The following is a 20,099-nucleotide window of genomic DNA, read 5'->3' as shown; positions in this document are numbered from 1 at the left end:
GTTCCCAGGTTTGAGGAAAATTCCATTCACGACACTAGATGCCGCGGCCGAGAGCGTACCAAACCCGAGGCCATCTTGCAGCAAAACAATCTGCCCCGTCGTTTCCCGGCTGATGTTGCTCGCCCCTTCCGTTCGCTCGCAATCCTCTTATCCTAAGTAGGAAGTTTCATCCCCAGCCGCCGCGCCAGCTTATGCAGGTTGCTTGCGTCTATTCCCAGCCCCCTGGCCGCCCGTGCCCAATTTCCATCATGGCGTTGAAGCGCTACCCGGATGCACTCTCTCTCGCAGGCGTCTACGGCATCGCGTAGAGGCAACTCCCGGTCATCGTGCCTGGGAGCGAGGACCTGCTCCGTGGGCGGCGCTGGCACGCCATCATCGAGATCAAGCAGATCGGTCTCCAGCGTCACGATATCGCTGCGCCGCGCGCCTCGGCTGAGCGCCTTGAGTGCGGCGCGGCTGATCACGTGTTCCAGCTCGCGCACATTGCCCGGCCAGCGGTAACGGCGTAGTGCCTCCTCGGCCATAGGTGACAGGCGCAGGCTGCGCAAGCCAAGGCGGGTTCGGTTCAGTTCCAGAAAACGTCCGGCGAGCAGCAGCACATCGTTTCCGCGCTCACGCAATGGTGGGATCGGGATGGGGTACACCGAAAGGCGGTGGTACAGGTCAGCGCGAAAATTCCCTTCCGCGACCTGCTCGCGCAAATTGCGGTTCGTGGCGGCGATCACGCGCACATTCACTCTGCGTGGGCGGTCAGCGCCCAGGCGCTGGATTTCTCCGTTTTGCAGTACACGCAGCAATTTGGCCTGAATGGCCAAGGGCAGCTCGCCTACCTCATCCAGAAGCAGAGTTCCGCCCTCGGCGGCCTCGAAGCGACCAGGCCGATCGCTCACCGCACCGGAGAATGCGCCACGGACATGGCCAAACAATTCGCTCTCGGCCAGGGATTCAGGCAGTGCGGCGCAATTCACATGCACCAGAGAGCGGTTGCCGCGCCGAGAAAGCCGATGCAGCCGATGGGCGAACATTTCTTTGCCAACGCCCGTTTCGCCCAGTAGCAGCACGGGCAGCTCACTATCGGCCACCACCCGCAGCTCATTGAGCAAGCGCGACATGGCCTCACTATGGCCAACAATCTCACCTTCCTCGCCCTTCGGCGCGCTGTCTGCTGGCGTGCCACCGGAGTGCTGAGAAGCCCGCAGCGCGGCTTCCAGCTGAGATACGCGCACCACGGCCTCAATCAATGGCAACAACTGCGCCAGCTCGCGCTGAGCCGTGGGGTCGAACGTCCCCACGGTGAGGGCGTCCAAGGTCAGTACGCCAAAGCGCTGACCTTCCAGGTCCAGTGCCACGCCCATGCAATCGTGCACTTGCAGTGGCTGGCCGGGGCGCTCGATCACCAGTCCGTCATAGGGGTCAGACAGGCCACTGTCATGGTGAAAGCAGGTCACTTCACGCCGCTGCAGGATGGCAGCCAGGCGCGGATGCTCCTTGATGGCAAAGCGACGGCCCAGCGCTTCGTTGACCAGGCCATCCACCGCCACAGGTCGAAGTAGTTCGCCGTGGCCGTCTTGTTGGAGCAGGGCTACTGCTCCACAGCGAAAGTGCAGACGCAGCGTTTCCACCAGACGCTGCTGGCGGACGGCCATAGGCAACTCGCCGGCCAGATCGGCCAGCAAAAGTGCTTGAGTCGTGTGAATGGTAATAAATACCCTTTGATGGTTTATTTAACCATCATTATGCAGGGTATTTTTGACCATTGATTTTTTAAGTTATTGAAATGTATGGAAATTTTTCTGGCCCAGTGATTGCTTTGGTTTAACCATCCATCCATTCATTTGTTTGTCCAAAAGGAGGAACCCACGCTATGACTTATCTGGATCAATCGCTGGGCCAGCTGGCCCGCCGCATTCCAGGCGCTACCCGCCTGTTTGATCAACATCACCTGGATTTCTGTTGCGCCGGTAATCGCACATTGCGCACGGCGGCCGAGGAGGCAGGCATTGAGGCAGAGCCTATCGTCAATGAATTGCATGTCTTGCAGCAACGCACTGATGACCATGCAGACCGTGACTGGGGCGGAGCCTCCGATTCGGAGCTGATCAACCACATTCTCGTCCGCTACCACGCCGTACACCGCGAGCAATTGCCCGAGCTGGTTCGCCTGGCGCGCCGCGTTGAACACGTACACGGTGAGCGTCCGAATTGCCCACACGGCCTGGCCGATCACCTAGAAGCCATGGCGCAGGAGCTGGACAGCCATATGCGCAAGGAAGAGCTGGTGCTGTTTCCCATGATCACGCATAGCCAGGGGGGCATACCCGATATGCCCATCGCGGTCATGCGCATGGAGCACGACAGCCATGGGGCGGAGCTGCGCCGGCTGTCCGAGCTCACCAACGACATCACCACACCACGTGACGCCTGCAACACCTGGCGTGCGCTGTACCTGGGTCTGCGCACTTTCCGGGAAGACCTGATGGCGCACATCCACACCGAAAATAACATCCTGTTCGAGCGCTTTGCGCCTGCACAGATCCACTAGGGGCACCTCATGGGGCAATATAAGAAACACTGGTTCACACTGATCACGCTATGCATCGTGATGTTCTCGGTGCTGGGTTACTTTGGCGTGGACATCTACCGTTCAGCGCCGCCAATTCCTGCACAGGTGTCGAGCAGCGATGGCAAGGCACTATTTGGCCGAGAAGACATCCTGGATGGCCAGACCGCCTGGCAGTCGGTGGGTGGTATGCAGCTGGGCTCTATTTGGGGCCATGGCGCCTACCAAGCGCCCGACTGGACGGCCGACTGGCTGCACCGTGAACTCTCGGCCTGGCTCGATCTGGGGGCGCAGGAGCGTCATGGAAAACCTTATGCCGGCCTCACAGAGGGCCAGCAAGGTGCCTTGCGAGCTGAGCTTAAGGCAGAGTACAGGCGCAATGGCGTCAATCAGACGGAAAACCTGGTCGTGAGCGAGCGCCGTGCGCAAGCTATGGCTCAGACCGGTGCCTACTATGAGCAGTTGTTCTCCGATGCTCCCACGTTCCAAAAGAGCCGCGAGAGCTTTGCGATGAAAGAGAACACGCTGCCGAGTGCCGAGCGCCGTCAGCAACTCACGCACTTCTTCTTCTGGACTGCGTGGGCTGCCGCTACGGAACGTCCGGGCAGCCAGGTCACCTATACCAACAACTGGCCGCATGAACCCCTCATTGGCAACACCCCCAGCAGCGAAAACGTGGTGTGGTCGATTGTCAGCGTGGTGGTGTTGCTTGCAGGCGTGGGCTTCTTGATCTGGGGCTGGTCATTCCTGCGCAAGCATGATGAACCCTTGCCCGCTGCACCGAAGCAAGATCCACTGACCAGCTTTGCACTCACGCCTTCACAGCGAGGCCTGGGCAAGTATCTGTTCCTCGTGGTGGCACTGTTCGTGTTCCAGGTGTTCATTGGCGGTTTCACGGCGCACTACACCATTGAAGGCCAGAAGTTCTACGGCGTGGATGTGTCGCAGTGGTTCCCCTATGCACTCACACGCACCTGGCATATCCAGAGCGCGCTGTTCTGGATTGCCACCGGCTTTCTGGCGGTGGGGCTTTTCCTGGCGCCCGTTATCAATGGCGGCAAGGACCCCAAGTTTCAGCGGCTAGGTGTTGACGTGCTGTTCTGGGCGTTGGTGATCGTTTGCGTCGGCTCGTTCGTGGGTAACTACTTTGCCATCGCGCAGACAATGCCCGCCGAGTGGAGTTTCTGGCTGGGCCATCAAGGCTATGAGTACGTCGATCTAGGCCGGCTCTGGCAGATCCTCAAATGGGTGGGCATCTTGCTCTGGTTGGTGCTGATGTTGCGCGGCGTGTTGCCGGCACTTTTTGCACGTAACAAGGAAGACAAGAACCTGCTGGCGCTGCTCACGGCTTCCGTGGGTGCCATTGGCCTGTTCTACGGCGCAGGTCTGTTCTACGGCGAGCGTACCCACCTTTCGGTGATGGAATACTGGCGCTGGTGGGTGGTCCACCTCTGGGTGGAGGGCTTCTTCGAGGTCTTCGCCACGACGGCGCTGGCCTTCGTATTCAGCAGCATGGGCTTGGTCTCGCGCAGCATGGCGACTTCGGCCAGCCTGGCTTCTGCCTCGCTGTTCCTGCTGGGCGGCATCCCCGGCACCTTCCACCATCTGTACTTTGCCGGCACCACCACACCAGTGATGGCCGTGGGCGCCGCGTTCAGTGCACTTGAAGTGGTGCCACTCATCGTGCTGGGTCACGAAGCGTGGGAGAACTCGCGTCTCAAGGACCGCGCACCCTGGATGGCCAAACTGAGGTGGCCTCTGGCTTGCTTCGTGGCAGTGGCTTTCTGGAACATGTTGGGCGCCGGTGTGTTCGGGTTCATGATCAACCCTCCCATCTCGCTCTACTACATCCAGGGCCTTAACACCACGCCGGTGCATGCCCACGCCGCGCTGTTTGGTGTCTATGGGTTCCTGGCACTCGGCTTCACCCTGATGGTGCTGCGCTATGTGCGTCCGCAGTTGGTGTTCAGCGATGGCCTGATGAAAACCGCTTTCTGGGGCCTCAACGGTGGCCTGGTACTGATGATCGCCACAAGCTTGCTGCCCATTGGCCTCATTCAGTTCCACGCCAGCGTTTCTGAGGGCCTCTGGTATGCCCGCAGCGAAGCGTTCATGCAGCAACCTCTGCTACAGAACCTGCGCTGGATACGTACCTTCGGCGATGTGGTGTTCATCGTGGGTGCCATGGCCATGGCCTGGCAGGTCGTGCTGGGCCTCGCGAGCAGAGACAGCGCACCGCGGTCACAACAATTGGCTCCCGGCATTGGCCGGTAAGCGAATCAAGCGCTAGGGCCGGGCCAGTTCAGGCTGGCCCGATTTGTCCTCCTTGTCGTAGTGGCAAGGGGGATTTTTTGTTTTCAGCAGCCCTCAAGCTGCGGTAGCCCGCTCCAGGCTATCAAGGTAGTGCATCGCATGCACGCCGTCGTCTTCTTTGGCGCCACACATTTCCAGCGAAGGCCGCAAGCCTCCGCACACTGCGGGGCGCTCAGGCTGGCCAAAAATACGGCACCCGAGGTTCTCATCTAGCTGAATGCAAGGTACCCCTGCTGGCTTGCCATGCGGCATGCCTGGAATCGCCGAACTAATGGATGGGGCGATACAGCATGCTCCGCATCTTGGCTTGCAGGAAATAGTGGTGGTCGTCATTTCAAAATGCAGCTGGCTCAGGTCGCATAAACCCCTGGAATGCGTTGCGATCATAGTCGTCATACTTGGGCTTCTGCTATTGAACTACGGTCGGAGGCCGGGGAGTGCGCCCGGCGGCGCACCTACTTGTTCTTTGCTTCGCCAAAGAAAAGTAGGCAAAAGAAAGGCGACCCCAAGTCCGTGTCCCTGCGCTGCGCTCCGGGCACCCTCCGGTGCTCAAGCGAGAGGCGGCGCTGCGGAACTCGCTTTGTTCACTGCGTTCACGCCGCTCAGACATCCGCAGCAAGCTAGATCACGAAGCAAGGGCATCTTGCAGTGCCCTTGCCCGCCCCTCGCTCTGCGCTCCTCGGCACGGCCAAAGGGGTGGGATCCCGAACCGGGCCATTGCTTCGCTCGGCCCCGTATGTCAGGCGCAGGCGAGACATTCAAGGTCAGATGGCCGCGGAGCAGGCCAAGTCGAAGGCAGTCGCGGAGCTGGCTCTGCCAGGCCGCTGACTGCGTCCCCCTGGGGGGAAGGCGCGCAAGCGCCTCAGGGGGGGGCTAAGGATACAGTCCGCGGAGCTCGCGCGCGTGCAGGATGCGCGTGCAGGCGACGATGAACGTTGCTGTGCGCAAGCTCACCTTGTGCTGCTGTGCGGTTTGCCAGACAGTGGCGAAAGCGTCCTTCATGATCTTCACCAGGCGCTGGTTGATTTCGTCTTCGCTCCAGAAGAAGCTGGAGAAATCCTGAACCCATTCGAAGTAGCTCACGGTCACGCCGCCCGCATTGGCGATCACATCAGGTACGACCAGGATGCCCTTGTCGCCCAGGATGTCGTCAGCCTCTGGGGTGGTCGGGCCGTTGGCGCCTTCGATCACCATCCTGGCTTTGACTTTGCCGGCGTTGGCCTTGGTCAATTGCCCTTCCAGAGCGGCAGGAATCAGGATGTCGCACTTGTAGCTCCAGAGATCGCCCAGGGGCAAAGCTTCGCCGCCCTTGAAACCGGCCACGCCGCCCGTTTTGGCCACATGCTCTAGCAGTTTGGGAACGTTCAGGCCCTTGTCGTTCGCGACGGCACCTGTGTGGTCTTCCACCGCCACCACCAGTGAGCCCGCTTCGGCAAACAATTTGCCCGCAATGCCGCCCACGTTGCCGAAGCCTTGCACGGCCACGCGTGCACCTTCTATCGCCAGGCCAATTTGCGCGGCTGCCTCAACAGCCACGGTGAACACGCCCCGACCTGTGGCTTCACGCCGGCCCAGCGAGCCACCCATGTCGATAGGCTTGCCGGTGACTACGCCCGTGGCAGTGGCACCCGTGTTCATGGAATAGGTATCCATCATCCAGGCCATCACCTTTTCATTGGTATTGACGTCCGGAGCTGGAATATCCTTATTGGGGCCGATGATGATCCCGATCTCTGAGGTGTAGCGCCTGGTCATGCGCTCCAACTCGCCTTGCGACAGATTCCGGGGGTCGACCCGAATGCCACCTTTGGCGCCGCCGTAAGGAACGTTGACGGCGGCGTTCTTGACCGACATCCATGCCGCCAGGGCCATCACCTCAGAGAGGGTTACGTCCTGATGAAAACGCACGCCGCCCTTGCCGGGGCCGCGGCTCACGTTGTGCTGCACGCGGTAGCCTTCAAAGTGGGCGATGGTGCCGTTGTCCATTTCAATCGGCACGTCAACGATCAGGGCGCGCTTGGGGCGCTTGAGTGTTTCCACCCAGCGAGCCAGGTGGCCAAGGTAAGGCGTCACTCGGTCTACCTGCTGGAGGTAGACACCCCAGGGACCTAGGTGCTGGGGATCCAGGTAAGAGGGCAGCGCGTGAGTTTGCGCTTTAGGCGCCGCAGGGGTTTTTGCGGCGGGTTTCTTGATGGCCATTAGGCTTCTCCTCATTATTGAGACCATGAGCTTACCTGTGTAGACGAACTCTAGGGTAAGCACCAAGGTAGGTAGAAGGGGCTTGAGCTGCGGTTTGCCCGAGCTATGCGCCGGGAGCAAGAGCGGCAACAGGAACGTCCGCTGCAAAGCGCGATAAAACCGTGCATTGCAGTCTTAACTCCTGCTACTCGTCGCTTAGGTTCAAGGCTTCTCGGTATCCCCATGACAGCCCTCGTTTTGCACATTTCGCGTTGGCGCCGGCCGCCGCGCACGGCGCTTGTCCCGAATGCCCTTGCGCGCGGCCTCAAAAGTATCTTCATATAAAATGTACAAAATATACTAATTTGTACAATGCAAACGATCTCCGTGACTGAATTCCGTGCCCGTGCCGCCGAAATGGTGGAACTCGTGCAAAACGGTGAAACCGTACGCATCTTGCGTCATGGCAAGCCGGTGGCTGAGCTGGTGGCCCCTAGCGTGGAGCGCGCACAGCCCCCCCGCTGGAAGACACCCATAGAGCACCCGTTAATCATCCAGCGGCCTGACGGCAAGTCTGGCGCGCAGCTCATTATTGAGGGACGGTAGATGAGTGCCCCCTGAGTCGCTGGCGCGCCTTCCCCCAGGGGACGCCACCAACGGCCGGGCCAAGCCAGAACTAGAGCACCCCCTGAGTCGCTGACGCGCCTTCCCCCGGGGGACACCACTGACGGCCGGGCCAAGCCCGCTCCGTGGTGGCACTTGAATGGCTTGCTCCGCAGCCGTTTGTCTTTTCCCCTCTCCCGCTCGCGGGAGAGGGTAGGGTGAGGGTAAGGCGTTGATGTGAGAGCAAGGTCGGTGAGTCGCTCTCGCGCTTGCCCTTCAGTCTTTAGGTTTTTTAATTATGAGAATTTTATTGGACACGTCAGCACTCTATAAGCGGTACGCCCAGGAAGGCGGCAGCGAGCAAGTGCAGAAGGTCTGTGAGCAGGCGGATGGCATTGTGCTGGCCGCTCATTGCATGACCGAAATCGCTTCCGTCTTTGCCCGCCATTTTCATGATGGTGCCATCACGCAGGCAGAGTGCCAGGAAGCCTTGAATATGGTCGCCGGCGACTTCTCCGAATTCGATGTACAACCCCTGAACCCTGCCACCGAGCGCCACACCATCGAGACCATGCAGCGCAGCCGCCTGCAGGCCATGGATGCGCTGCACATCGGTACGGCGCAGGCAGCAGGCGTAGATTTATTCGTTACAGCCGATCGCGATCAAGCGCGGGCGGCGGAGCAGGCCGGTCTGGCCGTAGAAATGGTGAGCGCATGAGCATGATTTACCCTCAAACTTTCGATGTCATCGTAGTCGGTGGCGGGCACGCTGGCACCGAGGCCGCTTTGGCTTCTGCCCGCATGGGCGCCAAAACGCTGCTGTTGACCCACAACATCGAGACCCTGGGCCAGATGAGCTGCAACCCCAGCATAGGTGGCATTGGCAAGGGCCATCTGGTCAAGGAAGTGGATGCACTGGGCGGCGCCATGGCCATTGCCACAGACGAGGGCGGCATTCAATTTCGCATTCTCAATAGCAGCAAAGGCCCCGCCGTGCGGGCAACCCGCGCGCAGGCTGACCGTGTGCGCTACAAAGCGGCCATTCGCCATCGCCTGGAAAATCAGCCCAACCTGTGGCTATTCCAGCAGGCGGTAGACGACCTTCTCGTAGAAGGCGATAGGGTTGTGGGCGCCGTCACGCAAGTGGGCATTGCCTTCCGCAGCCGTACGGTAGTGCTCACCGCAGGTACCTTCCTGGATGGGCGAATCCATGTGGGGCTAGACAATTACCAAGCCGGGCGTGCCGGTGATCCCCCTGCGGTTTCGCTTTCAGCGCGCTTGAAGGAATTGAAGTTGCCCCAGGGTCGCCTGAAAACCGGCACACCTCCAAGGCTGGATGGCCGCAGCATCGACTTCAGTCAATGCGAAGAGCAACCGGGCGATCTTGATCCGGTGCCAGTCTTCAGTTTCATGGGTCACGCCAACATGCACCCCAGGCAGGTCCCGTGCTGGATCACGCATACCAACTCCCGTACGCACGACATCATCCGCAGTGGCTTCGACCGCAGCCCCATGTTCACGGGCAAGATTGAAGGCATTGGCCCTCGTTATTGCCCCAGCGTAGAAGACAAGATCAATCGCTTCGCTGATAAAGAAAGCCATCAGATCTTTCTGGAGCCAGAGGGTTTGGATACGCACGAAATCTATCCAAACGGCATTTCCACCAGCCTCCCTTTCGATATCCAGTACGAACTGGTGCGTTCCATGAAAGGCCTGGAAAACGCGCACATCCTGCGGCCGGGCTACGCCATTGAATACGACTACTTCGACCCACGCTCTCTCAAAAGCAGTTTCGAAACCAAGCAAATCACAGGATTGTTTTTTGCTGGGCAGATCAACGGCACCACGGGCTATGAGGAGGCTGCGGCGCAAGGGCTCTTCGCTGGCATCAATGCGGCCCTGCAGTGCAGGGGAGAGGAAGCATGGTTGCCACGCCGAGACGAAGCCTATCTTGGCGTGCTCGTCGATGATCTGATCACTAAGGGTGTCACTGAGCCCTACCGTATGTTCACCAGCCGCGCGGAATATCGCCTCCAGCTGCGTGAAGACAATGCGGACATGCGCTTGACCGAAACTGGCCGACGCCTGGGTTTGGTGGACGATATCCGTTGGGATTCGTTTTGCCGTAAGCGTGATGCTGTTTCACGTGAAACAGAGCGACTGAAGAGCACTTGGGTGAATCCCAAGAATTTGCCTGCATCCGAATCGGAGCGGGTGCTGGGTAAGGCCATCGAACACGAACACAACCTCTTCGATTTGCTTCGCCGGCCTGCCATCAGCTATGCCCAGCTCATGTCGCTCGACGATGGAAAGCACGCCGTGCCCGATGTTTCACGTGAAACATTGGGGGATCTTTCGGATTCGGTGATTGAGCAGATTGAGATTGCAGCCAAGTATTCGGGCTACATTGATCGCCAGAAAGACGAAGTCGAACGCGCCGCGCACTACGAAGGCCTCCGCTTGCCTGAAGATCTGGACTACCTGAGTGTGTCCGCACTTTCGTTCGAAGTTAGGCAAAAGCTCCAGAAGCATAGGCCGGAGACGTTGGGGCAGGCATCGCGTATATCGGGCGTCACGCCCGCAGCGGTGTCCCTACTCTTAATACACCTGAAGAAGAGCGGCTTCAAGGGAGTGGTGGCTGTAGATTCTGCCCATGCATAACGGTTGGCTGAAAACCGTGGGCCGCTTGGCCAGCCTCGGATTCTGTACGGCGCTTTCGTCTTGTGGAGGAGGGGGCGATACTCCGACCGCGCCCACACTGGCCGATTACACCTTTTACGTTCCCGGGGCCGGCGTCGCGTACGCACCAATCTCTGGTGAAATCCCAGCGACTGGCATCTTCCGAACCCGGCCGGATGGCACTGAAACGCACGACGCTCTGATGCATTGTGTTTCGGTGCCCGTCAGCTCGGGTGCTCAAACGCAGCGAAGTGACGCAGTAGGTGTGTTATCCAGCAGAGCAACAGCCCTCACCAATGCAAACGCTCTGGCGGCTGCCGGCGCGGGCAAGATTTTCTACTACGCGGAGAATTGTACTTACCTAACCGCCACTGGTACATCACTCACGCCACCCTTGAGTGCTGAAGCGATCTCAATGGTGGTGGATGAGACGGGGTCGCGGATATCTAACGGCCCGTCTAATACACCTGCCGAAGTGGATGCTGTTCTGTCCACGTCGGGGATGACCGTCAGTGATGGCCCCAGGATTCACTGGTTTGCATACCAAGTCGGCACCTCTGTGGTGATTGTGAACACTACCAACTACTCCACCAGCCGTTCATCTGGCATCAACAGGGTCGGCTTATGGATAGCCCAATAACTCAAACGCTCAAGCGCAATCACCTGTGACGCATCCGTTTCAACAACGCCTTGTGGAAGGTCTAGCTCAGCTCAATTTGCCGCTGACCATTCCCCAGCAACAGCACCTGCTGGCTTACCTTGACTTGTTATCCAAGTGGAACAAGGTCTATAACTTAACGGCAGTGCGCGATCCCGCAGAGATGCTCACGCATCATTTGCTAGACAGCCTCACATCCATCACGCCTTTGCGCCGCCATACACAAGGAGAGCCTGTTCAGTTGATGGATGTAGGGTCGGGCGGTGGCCTGCCGGGTGTGGTCATTGCCGTGTGCTGCCCAGAGATCAATGTGGTGTGCGTAGATGCCGTGGCCAAGAAAGCTGCCTTCATTCAGCAAGCGGCGGTCTCTTTGGCACTTCCCAACCTCCGTGGTGTTCATGCGCGGGTTGAATCTATCGCAGATAAGTTTGAGGTGATTACCTCTCGGGCTTTTGCATCCTTGTCAGACTTCACCCAGTGGTCCAAGGGGGCATTAGCGGAAGAGGGTGTTTGGATGGCGATGAAAGGCAAGCACCCGGATGAGGAGCTGGTGGCCTTGCCTGCCGATGTCTCAGTGTTTCACGTGGAACAACTTGAAGTGCCTGGATTGGACGCCGAAAGGTGTTTGATTTGGATGAGACCGCGATAAAAGCCGGAACGCCGGCGAGTGCAGGTGGCTGCGGCCATTACACTTGCTCGACCGAGATCAATCTATTTCAGGTCGACTTCCATGCTCGCCATTACCGACTACCCCGCGTTTGTTCTCGCCATATTGATATTCCTGGCTATTCCCGGCCCGGGGAATCTAGCCTTGATTTCAAGCACGGCTCAAGGCGGTATCAGGGGTGGATTGGCAGCGACCTTCGGGGTAATTGCAGGCGATCAGATTTTGATGTGGTGCGCCGTGGCTGGGGTGGCGGCTTTGCTCAAGGCGTACCCCACGGCTTTCGCACTCGTGCAGTGGCTGGGCGCCGCCTATCTGGCTTGGCTGGGTATTCGTATGTTGTTGGCCAAGCCAGGGCAGGGGAGTGTCCTAAAGATCGCGCCTCATCATTTTGCCAAGCAGGCTTTTTTCATTACATTGCTCAATCCCAAGGCGATCGTTTTCTACATGGCCTTCTTTCCATTGTTCGTTGATCCTGCTCGGCAGCCTGGTTTGATGACCTTTGGCGTCATGGCCTTGACCATCGCTGTATTGACGTTCATGTACGGATTGGGTGCCACGTTGATTTCTCATTTCATGGCTGAGCGCGTGCGTGCAAACCCGCGTCTGTCGGGCGCTATTACTAAACTCGCCGGGGTATTCCTGATCGGTTTCGGCGTTCGGTTGGCTTTAACCAAATGATCCGGGCAACAGCAGTTGTCTGCTCGCTATTCTTATCAACGCCGCATGAACACTAATTTTGTTGGCTTCGTTGCCACTCACCTACAGGGTGAGGCCACTTTGCACCGTGCCGAGTCGTTCGTTCTTGCCGGCAAGGGCGAGCCTATCCAACTGCCGTTTTCAGGATAAGCCATGGCGCAAATTTTCTGCATCGCAAACCAAAAGGGCGGCGTCGGCAAAACGACCACCACCGTTAATCTCGCTGCGGGGCTAGCCAAGATTGGTCAGCGTGTCTTGATGGTCGATCTTGATCCCCAAGGCAATGCCACCATGGGCTCGGGGGTAGACAAACGGTCTATGGAGCTCTCGGTCTACGACGTACTGCTGGAGTCGGCCAGTGTGGCTGAAGCCGCGGTTGTACCAGCCAAGCTGAAGGATGCCGGGGCAGGGTATGCCGTGTTGGGTGCCAATAGGGAATTAGCCGGCGCAGAGGTCGAACTGGTGGCAGAAGCCCGCCGTGAGCGGCGCCTCAAGGACGCCCTGGCTAAAGTAGACGCTGACTACGACTTCGTTCTCATCGATTGCCCACCTTCTCTCAGCATGCTCACACTCAATGGCCTGTGCGCAGCCCAGGGCGTGGTGGTGCCCATGCAATGCGAATACTTTGCCTTGGAAGGCTTGGCGGATCTCACCAATACCATCAAGCAGGTACATGCCAACTTGAACCGCGATCTGCGCTTGATCGGCTTGCTGCGCGTCATGTTCGATCCGCGCATCACCTTGCAGCAGCAAGTCAGCGATCAGCTCAAGAGCCACTACGGCTCCAAGGTATTTGACACCGTCATCCCGCGCAATGTGCGCTTGGCCGAGGCGCCCAGCTATGGCTTGCCCGGCGTACTGTTCGATCCCTCCGCCAAGGGCAGTCAAGCTTTTCTGGCTTTTGCCAAAGAGATGGTGGCGCGGGGTTTGCAGGATTGATTTTGCTATTGAATTGGTAGCAATCGGTGCCTAGTACGATGAACCCTCAGGTATTGGTCCTTCCCGGCTGGCAAGGCAGTGGAGCAGAGCACTGGCAAAGCCGCTGGGAGTCTTTGTATGGTTACCAGCGTGTAGAGCAGCATGATTGGATGCGTCCACTGCGAGGGGACTGGACGGCGCGGCTGGAAGAAGTGGTGCTCAGCCAGGAAGCCCCCATTGTTCTGGCCGCTCACAGCCTGGGTTGTATTCTTGCCGCGTGGTGGGCCGCTCATTCCCGTCACACCGATCGTGTGATTGGTGCACTCTTGGTGGCTCCTCCAGATATCGAGCGCGAGGATCTCCGCCAAGTCCTCCCTGGTTGGTCTCCGGTTCAACGCCGGCCATTGCCGTTCAAGAGCATTTTGGTCGCCAGTAGCAACGATCCCTTCAGCAGCCTGGAAAATTCTCGAAGGCTTGCTGCGGATTGGGGCGCTGTTTTTCACGACCTGGGTGCCAAAGGGCATATCAATGCGGAATCGGGTCTGGGTGATTGGGAAGAGGGACGTAGCTTGCTGCTCCCCCCTGAAAGGATTCAGCTCCCCCCTGAGTCACCTTCGGTGCCTTCCCCCTAGGGGGGACAACGCTGATGGCCGGCGCAGGTCCGTCCATGGCGTTCCGCGCATGGCCTGCTCCGCGGCCTTTGGAATTTAGCTCCCCCCTGAGTCACCTTTGGTGCCTTCCCCCTAGGGGGACAACGCTGATGGCCGGCGCGGGTCCGTCCACGGCGTTCCGCGCATGGCCTGCTCTGCGGTTGTCTGGGTTTTTCCCCCTCTCCCGCAGGCGGGAGAGGGTAGGGGTGAGGGGAGGCGCATCCATTCAGAGTGAGTGTCCATTAGCGCGCATGACTTGCCGCCGTATGTAGGGTCTGATGCAAACGTGCCAGTCGATTTGAGCTCCGGAACCCTGCGGCTGTGGGCTGGTATTTACTCCTTCCCCCGCTGGGGGCGCCCGGCATAGGCGAAGGTTGGGCGGGGCCGGCCAACCGGTGGGGGCAAGCGGCCTATCCAAGGTGGTGCCTCGCGTACCCCTTCAGCTGACGAGGACCTTTTCGCAATCAGCAGACCGTAACCAACAAAATACCCAAAAATCAAACTATGCGTTATGGTGTCCCCAGAACCCCTATGAAACCAGCCCTGCTCATCATCGACATGCAACAGGCCCTCTGCGAGGGCTCTGGGGCCGCATTCGCCTGTGCCCGCATCATCGAGCGCATCAATGCCTTGGCTCATACCGCACGCGCCGCACACGTCCCGGTCATCTGGGTCCAGCACGCAGACTCCAGTCAACTCCGTGACGGCTCCCCAGGCTGGCAGATCGCCCAGGGCCTCACGGTAGACGCCAGCGATCACCGCGTTCCCAAAACAACACCAGACTCTTTCAACCGCACCCACCTGGAAGCGCTGTTGAAAGAGCTCGCTGTAGACACCTTGATCGTTTGCGGCATGCACACTGAGTTCTGTGTGGACACCACCTGCCGCCGCGCTCTGGCACTCGGATGGCCAGTGATCCTGGCGCAGGACGCACATACCTCTGCCGGCAACCTGGTGCTGACGCCGGAGCAAGTCATCGCCCATCACAACTCCACTCTCACGGCTATTTCCAGCTTCGGCCCCCGCGTGCAAACCTGGCCGACCGAGGCGATCTTGCGTGCGTTGAGAGCTTGACCATCACGCGTGCAGTTGACTCATAGGTATAGTTGCGCCTCGCGCGCCGCAGACGCTTGCGCCCCGAATTCACCATAGGTTCAGTTACATGGTTACCAAAAAACCCAAAGGCCTCGGCCGTGGCCTCGATGCCTTGCTCGGCCCCAGCCTGTCCCTCACCGGCGCTGACAGCCCACCCGCTACACCGGCGGGCACGCCCATGATGTTGGCGCTGGCGGATATGTGCGCCGGCCAATACCAGCCCCGCACCCGCATGGACGAAGGTGCGCTGTATGAATTGGCCGAGTCGATCAAGTCGCAAGGCATCATGCAGCCCATTCTCGTCCGGCGATTGGATGGAAGGTCCCAGGCTTCGGTCAACAGTACATCTTCTGCTCCTAATTCAGGAGCGAATTACGAAATCATTGCAGGCGAACGCCGCTTTCGAGCCGCTCGTCTGGCAGGCCTCACGGAGGTGCCCGTGCTGGTGCGCGAGGTGCCCGACGAAGCCGCTGCCGCGATGTCGCTCATCGAGAACATTCAGCGCGAAGATCTGAATCCCTTGGAAGAGGCGCAGGGCTTGCAGCGTTTGGTGAACGAGTTTTCGCTCACGCACGAGCAAGCCGCCAAAGCGGTGGGACGCAGCCGCAGCGCGGCCAGCAACCTGTTGCGCCTGCTGCAGCTCGCAGAGCCAGTGCAGACCATGCTCATGGCGGGCGACATCGATATGGGCCATGCACGGGCGTTGCTGGCGCTAGAAGGCGCAGCGCAGATCACGGCGGCCAATCAGGTCAACGCCAAGAAGATGTCGGTGCGGGAAACCGAAAGCCTGGTCAAACGCCTCGCTGCTGAATTTAATCTCACGGCTCCTCGCAAGCCAGGTGGCGCGGCGGAAAAATCGGGCGACGTGCGCCACGTGGAAGAAGAGCTCTCGGATCTGCTCATGGCGCAGGTCGAGGTGCGAATCAAGAAAAAAACCAAACGCGCTGGCAAGCTTGAACAGTCGGGCGAACTCGCCGTGCACTTTGGCTCGCTGGACGAGCTGAATGGGCTGATTGATCGTCTGCGCGGCGAAAGTCGCTAGGGGCTTATCGGCTCCTGGCTGAGGCAGGACTCAAGAAAAAACGCTCAGAACGTGAAAACGTTCTGAGCGTTTTTTATCGCCGGGCCGCTCCCAAGATGAAAATGCGGCCCCCTCGGGGGGCAGCGGACCTCGCGAAGCGGGGAAGCGTGGGGGCCCTATTCTTATTTAGGCAATCACCAACTCAACAGGGATGTTGCCGCGAGTAGCGTTGGAGTAGGGGCACACTTGGTGAGCCGTATCCACCAGCTTTTTCTTGGCATCTGCATCCAGGCCAGGCAGGGTGATAGTCAGTTTCACGGCAATGCCGTAGGCTGCGCCGCCATTGGTTGGGCCAAGGGAAACGTTGGAATCGATGGCCACGTCTTCAGGAACCTTCACGCCGATTTTCGGGCCCACAGCCTTCATCGCACCGATGAAACACGCGGCGTAACCTACAGCGAAAAGCTGCTCAGGGTTCGTGCCTGGCTTGTTCGAACCGGGGGAGGTCAACGTGACATCCAGGGAGCCATCACTGGTCTTGCCGCTGCCGTCGCGTCCGCCTGTGGTGTGGGCTTGTGCGGTGTAGAGAACTTTGTCGAGTTGGGTAGTCATGGTCGTTCCTTTAGTGGTGGTGAGAGGTGCTTCGGATGAAGCGGGGGAGAAATTGGATCACTTGAACTTTCAATGCGTCGCACCGGGTTCAAGCGGCTTTGATCTGTTCACGTAACCCGCGCAGCTGCTGCGTCAGGGTGACCAGTTCGTCTATGGAGCGTGTCGTCGCGGCCAGTACGCATTTCGGCACCTGCACGGCATGCTCTTTGAGTTTTCGGCCTTCGGCAGTGAGCACGATGTGCACACGGCGCTCATCTGCGGCATCGCGAATTCTGGAAACCAATCCTGCGGTTTGCAGACGCTTCAGCAGTGGCGTGAGCGTGCCCGAATCCAGTGAGAGCCGTTGTCCCAGAGCAGAAACCATCTGCGCATCTTTCTCCCACAACGCCAGCATGACCAGATACTGCGGGTAAGTGAGCCCCAGCGTGTCGAGCAGCGGCTTATAGAGCTTGGTCATGGCCAACGAAGTCGAATACAAGGCGAAGCACAGCTGATTGTCCAGCTTGAGCAGATCGTCGGCAGGGATTGTTTCGGGCATGGAGTGAATTGTAGTGTCAAATTAAATTGTGTGCAATTTAATTGAATTTCCACTGAAATCACCCAGACTCCAGAAGGGTTTCACTTGTTGTTTTTTTTCCGCGGGGAGCGGGGCATTTGAGCAATTTGGCGTAATCTCCGAGCATCTTCAAGCGCGTTTTGGTTCTCTGTCAGGAGATCTAAAACATGCTCTTCATGTCGTGAATTGGAAGTTCTTTGAACAAATCCGCTGAGAATGGGCCCCATGAGGAGTTGCAACTCCCCTCCGTACCACTCGGTATGGCTGCGGATTGCGCCTGGCCTCAGCCCCAGCTCGACCGATTTGCTGTTTCAGTCAACTCCTCGTTCACGACACTCGCTGTAAAAGCCAGAAACGGCAGTTCACCGCTTGCTATCCTTATGAATGCCGTATGAACACTAATTTCAGCTGCTTCGCTGGCTCTCACTTTCTGGGTGATGAAGTTACGCACGTGCGCGTCCAACTGTCGTTTCCAGGTTCAACCATAACGCTATGAGCAAGCCCACAAAAATTCGAATGATCGCGCGCGCAGCGGTTCTGTGCGCAGGTGGCTTGGTGGTCGCAACAGGCGCTCGGGCGGCTGCGCCCAACGAATGCTTTGCCACCATCTTGACGCCGGCTCGCTTCGAAACTCGTAGCGAACGTGTCCTGGTGGCGCCAGCCACACGGCGCGAAGAGCTGGTGCCTGCTACTTACAAGACCATCACGGAACAGGTGCTGGTGAGCCCTGAAATCCGTCGCCAGGTACCGGTTCAGGCCACCTTCAGAACCGTGACGGAGGATGTCGTGGTTCGGCCCGCAGGCACTCGCGAAGAACCTCTAGCCCCCGCTTTCAAGACGAATCCTGAGCAGTTCATCACGCGTGAAGCGGCTACGCGGGTGGAAGTGGTGCCTGCCACCTACCGAACAGAGATGGTACGGGTGGTGGATGTGCCTGAACACAACATCACACGCGTCATACCGGCGGTCTATAAGGAGATCGAAGAACAGGTGCTGATTCATCCGGCAACCACTCGCACGGAGACCGCACCCCCAAGCTATCGAACTGAGGTCGAGCGGGTTTTGGTGCGCCCTGAAGTGGTGCAGTATGTGCCGGTACGTTTACCTATGCGCCAAGTGGCCGAGCAGCGCTTGCGTAGCGAGGCCACCACCCGCATCGTGGCCCTGCCTGCGCTCATGCGTGGCGATGTCGAGCAAGTAGAAGTGCGCGCCGCCACCACGCGCCGCGTGGAGATACCGGCTGCCTATGAAATCGTCAAGGAGCAGATCAAAGTCAGCGAAGCGTATCGCGAGTGGCGGCGTGGGCGTGCCTGGGTGGGCCAGGCCATTCAGGTGGTTCCGCTGCGGGGCTTTCTCGTGGATCCCCAGGGGCGCTTTGAAGGCCATCCTGTGGCCACAGGGCAAACGCCGGTTCCTCCCGCAGTGGGTGGCATCTCCCGCGGGGTGGTTGACCAGGGCGCCACGTTCTCTGACAACACACAGCTCGAAGACGATGTGATGTGCCTGGTCGAAATTCCGGCGCAATTCCAAACCCTGACGCGCCAAGTGCTCAAAGCCCCGGCCACCACCAGCGAGATCGTCGTCCCAGCGGAATACAAAGCGGTCACCCGCCAGGTGATCGAGCGTCCAGCTACGCAGCGGATCGATACAGTGCCCGCGGTGTATCAGAACGTATATCGGCTCGAGATTGATCTTGAGCGCGCACGCGAGCTTGGTTTTCAAATAGATGCGAGCGGCGAACCCCGTGCAACTCCGGGCGGGGAGCGTATGTGGCGTGCTTCGGCGGTGGCGGGGCAGCCCGGCGTACAGCTTGATCGCGCTGCCGCGTCCGATGGCTGGGTGCGAGAAGTACGGATCGCGGCTGAATACCGCAACGTCAACCGGTATGTGCCAGAGCAGGCATCCAGCGTGCGGGTGATCGACGTGCCTGCAGCGTACCGCACCATCAAGCGCCGGGTAGAAGTGCAGCCAGCCACCACGGAGGTCGTGTCTGTGCCCGCCAGCTTCAAGATGGTGCCCACGCAGGTGGTGGATACGCCCGAAACCACGCGCCAGGTGATGATCCCGGGCGCGGTGCAAACCGTGGTCAAGCGTGAGTTGCAGCAGCCCGCTGCCCTGCGCACAGTTCCCGTACCAGCCCTGACGCAAACCCTCGCACGCCAAGTGATCGATCAGCCCGCTGGCCTGCGGGAGGAGATCGTGCCTGCGGTTTATCGCACTGAAACCCGCCAAGTGGTCGATCAGCCAGCCAGCAAGCGCTGGGTCGATGTGCCTGCGGTGTATGACAACCTGACCTGGTCGGTCAAGGTCTCGGAAGCGCGTGAAGATCGGCGCTCGGTTCTGTGCGAGACCAACGCATCGCCGCTCAAGATCATGGAGATCCAGTTGGCACTTCAAAGCGCTGGCTTCGATCCAGGTACAACAAACGGCACCTTGGCGCAGTCCACCCTGGAGGCCGTCGCCCGGTACCAGCAATCACGCGGCCTGCCAGTGAACGGCTATCTGGACGTAGAGACGGTGCGCGCACTGGGCGTAGCACCTAATTAGGCTCTTTGGGCTTACCGGGCTTACCGGGCTTACCGGGCTTACCGGGTTCATTGAAGCAGTCCAGCCGCTTCATCCCGCTCGGAAAGTCCTCAATGGAGCGATCGTTCCTCGTTCCTTGATGGGCCTGTCTTCATTCCCTCTCCCCGCGGGGAGAGGGTTAGGGTGAGGGCCAGCAGCGCCACCACACAGCCGGCGTCTGTCTCACTCCCACCCCTCCCGCCGTGATTTTTCACACCTCAGAACAGCCATATTCGGATACGATTTGTGTCTAAAGGCACTCCTGCATACGCCTTGTAAACGCTATCATGAGCGTCCTTGCCGGGCCGTGTGATCGGGTGAGGGAGGA

At 59.2% G+C, this 20,099-nt stretch carries 19 protein-coding genes; 14 read left to right on the top strand and 5 right to left on the bottom strand.

What is annotated here, in order from left to right:
- Positions 1-152: 152 nt before the first annotated feature.
- Positions 153-1,697 (bottom strand): nitric oxide reductase transcriptional regulator NorR, encoded by a 1,545-nt coding sequence (gene norR / locus G518_RS0120375; protein WP_036595430.1) that lies wholly within the window; start codon positions 1,695-1,697, stop codon positions 153-155.
- A gap of 167 nt (positions 1,698-1,864) precedes the next feature.
- Between norR and ytfE the strand changes: the two genes are divergently transcribed.
- Entirely contained in the window at positions 1,865-2,542 is a 678-nt protein-coding gene (gene ytfE / locus G518_RS0120370) for an iron-sulfur cluster repair protein YtfE (protein WP_028604122.1), read from the top strand.
- Positions 2,543-2,551: 9 nt separating this feature from the next.
- A complete protein-coding gene (locus tag G518_RS0120365) occupies positions 2,552-4,834 on the top strand; it encodes a nitric-oxide reductase large subunit (protein ID WP_028604121.1) in 2,283 nt (760 codons plus the stop codon).
- 93 nt (positions 4,835-4,927) lie between these two features.
- Here the strand turns inward: G518_RS0120365 and G518_RS0120360 are convergent, their stop codons facing one another.
- Positions 4,928-5,206: a YkgJ family cysteine cluster protein gene (locus G518_RS0120360; RefSeq protein WP_084652049.1), complete on the bottom strand. Its 279-nt coding sequence runs from the start codon at positions 5,204-5,206 to the stop codon at positions 4,928-4,930.
- Between the two features lie 540 nt (positions 5,207-5,746).
- The gene (locus tag G518_RS0120355; RefSeq protein ID WP_028604119.1) at positions 5,747-7,072 is read right to left on the bottom strand and encodes a Glu/Leu/Phe/Val family dehydrogenase; all 1,326 of its coding nucleotides are present in this window, start codon (positions 7,070-7,072) and stop codon (positions 5,747-5,749) included.
- Positions 7,073-7,423: 351 nt separating this feature from the next.
- Between G518_RS0120355 and G518_RS0120350 the strand changes: the two genes are divergently transcribed.
- From G518_RS0120350 to G518_RS0120300, 11 genes are all read left to right on the top strand, one after another.
- On the top strand, positions 7,424-7,657 hold the full coding sequence (locus G518_RS0120350; RefSeq protein WP_028604118.1) for a type II toxin-antitoxin system Phd/YefM family antitoxin: 234 nt from the start codon (positions 7,424-7,426) through the stop codon (positions 7,655-7,657).
- A gap of 295 nt (positions 7,658-7,952) precedes the next feature.
- Entirely contained in the window at positions 7,953-8,372 is a 420-nt protein-coding gene (locus tag G518_RS0120345) for a type II toxin-antitoxin system VapC family toxin (protein ID WP_084652039.1), read from the top strand.
- 2 nt (positions 8,373-8,374) lie between these two features.
- On the top strand, positions 8,375-10,315 hold the full coding sequence (mnmG, locus tag G518_RS0120340) for a tRNA uridine-5-carboxymethylaminomethyl(34) synthesis enzyme MnmG (protein WP_028604116.1): 1,941 nt from the start codon (positions 8,375-8,377) through the stop codon (positions 10,313-10,315).
- On the top strand, positions 10,308-10,973 hold the full coding sequence (locus G518_RS0120335) for a hypothetical protein (protein WP_028604115.1): 666 nt from the start codon (positions 10,308-10,310) through the stop codon (positions 10,971-10,973). The genes mnmG and G518_RS0120335 overlap by 8 nt, the downstream gene beginning before the upstream one ends.
- Before the next feature lie 25 nt (positions 10,974-10,998).
- Positions 10,999-11,640, top strand: coding sequence for a 16S rRNA (guanine(527)-N(7))-methyltransferase RsmG (gene rsmG / locus G518_RS0120330; RefSeq protein ID WP_028604114.1), 642 nt, complete (start codon positions 10,999-11,001; stop codon positions 11,638-11,640).
- An 81-nt stretch (positions 11,641-11,721) separates the two neighbouring features.
- Complete coding sequence (locus G518_RS0120325) at positions 11,722-12,336, top strand: LysE family transporter (protein WP_028604113.1); 615 nt, start codon at positions 11,722-11,724, stop codon at positions 12,334-12,336.
- A 45-nt stretch (positions 12,337-12,381) separates the two neighbouring features.
- The gene (locus tag G518_RS41330) at positions 12,382-12,504 is read left to right on the top strand and encodes a hypothetical protein (protein ID WP_281170550.1); all 123 of its coding nucleotides are present in this window, start codon (positions 12,382-12,384) and stop codon (positions 12,502-12,504) included.
- Between the two features lie 3 nt (positions 12,505-12,507).
- Positions 12,508-13,293 (top strand): ParA family protein, encoded by a 786-nt coding sequence (locus G518_RS0120315; RefSeq protein WP_028604112.1) that lies wholly within the window; start codon positions 12,508-12,510, stop codon positions 13,291-13,293.
- 38 nt (positions 13,294-13,331) lie between these two features.
- Positions 13,332-13,904, top strand: coding sequence for an RBBP9/YdeN family alpha/beta hydrolase (locus tag G518_RS36075; RefSeq protein WP_051237117.1), 573 nt, complete (start codon positions 13,332-13,334; stop codon positions 13,902-13,904).
- A 549-nt stretch (positions 13,905-14,453) separates the two neighbouring features.
- A complete protein-coding gene (locus tag G518_RS0120305; RefSeq protein WP_028604111.1) occupies positions 14,454-14,996 on the top strand; it encodes a cysteine hydrolase family protein in 543 nt (180 codons plus the stop codon).
- Positions 14,997-15,084: 88 nt separating this feature from the next.
- Positions 15,085-16,059 carry a ParB/RepB/Spo0J family partition protein gene (locus G518_RS0120300; RefSeq protein WP_028604110.1) on the top strand — a complete coding sequence of 325 codons (975 nt, stop codon included), beginning with the start codon at positions 15,085-15,087 and terminating at the stop codon, positions 16,057-16,059.
- A gap of 165 nt (positions 16,060-16,224) precedes the next feature.
- Here the strand turns inward: G518_RS0120300 and G518_RS0120295 are convergent, their stop codons facing one another.
- Positions 16,225-16,650, bottom strand: a complete 426-nt coding sequence (locus G518_RS0120295; RefSeq protein WP_028604109.1) for an organic hydroperoxide resistance protein — start codon at positions 16,648-16,650, stop codon at positions 16,225-16,227.
- An 88-nt stretch (positions 16,651-16,738) separates the two neighbouring features.
- Positions 16,739-17,188, bottom strand: a complete 450-nt coding sequence (locus tag G518_RS0120290; protein ID WP_028604108.1) for a MarR family winged helix-turn-helix transcriptional regulator — start codon at positions 17,186-17,188, stop codon at positions 16,739-16,741.
- A gap of 510 nt (positions 17,189-17,698) precedes the next feature.
- On the opposite strand from G518_RS0120290, the gene G518_RS0120280 reads away from it, so the two are divergent.
- Positions 17,699-19,753 (top strand): peptidoglycan-binding domain-containing protein, encoded by a 2,055-nt coding sequence (locus tag G518_RS0120280; RefSeq protein ID WP_028604106.1) that lies wholly within the window; start codon positions 17,699-17,701, stop codon positions 19,751-19,753.
- Positions 19,754-20,099 lie beyond the last annotated feature (346 nt).

Source organism: Ottowia thiooxydans DSM 14619, assembly GCF_000422885.1.
Lineage (GTDB): Bacteria > Pseudomonadota > Gammaproteobacteria > Burkholderiales > Burkholderiaceae_C > Ottowia > Ottowia thiooxydans.
Note: the sequence above shows the minus strand (reverse complement) of the source record. Positions and strands in the feature narration are given on the sequence as shown.